This is a genomic window from Streptomyces rubellus (assembly GCF_036323805.1).
Taxonomy (GTDB): Bacteria; Actinomycetota; Actinomycetes; order Streptomycetales; family Streptomycetaceae; genus Streptomyces.
Map to the genome: position 1 here is coordinate 1 of NZ_JAZDCX010000075.1, position 498 is coordinate 498.

A 498-nucleotide genomic window follows, 5' to 3' on the forward strand; every position below is an offset into this window, starting at 1 on the left:
CGGCGGCGCGGCGCTGCTGCCCGTACTCGTCGAGGGCGGCGGCCCGGCCGGACAGGCCGTCCACCTGGGACTGGCCCACGGGCTGGGGGCCCGGCACACCGAGGACCGCACGGCCGCCGTGGACGCGCTGCTGACCCTGGCGGCCCGCGGCGAACTGGACACGGCACTGCTGGGGCGCGTCCTGGCCGGGACGGCGGAGCTGGGCACCGTCAAGCCGAACCGGTTGGCGGAGTCGCTGCGCGAGGTGTTCCGGGCGGGAGCACCGGGAGTGGTGTGGTCGGTGCTGACCGCCGCACTGCCCGGCCTGCTGGCGGGAGCCGAGCCGCGGAAGGCGGTACGCGGCCTGCCGGACCTGCTGATGCTGGGCGCGGAGTGCGCCGGGGCGGCCGGGGTGCGCGGGCCGGTGGACGAGGTGAGGGCCGCGGCGGCGGAGCTCGCCGCCCGGGGCGGCACCGGCCGCCTGGTGAAGGAGGCCCGCAGACTGCGGGACGTACTGGA

The 498-nt window shown here is 78.7% G+C and carries 1 pseudogene; it reads left to right on the forward strand.

From position 1 onward, the window contains the following. Positions 1 to 498 (forward strand): annotated as a pseudogene (locus V1L54_RS29305) (DUF6493 family protein); the annotation flags it as partial.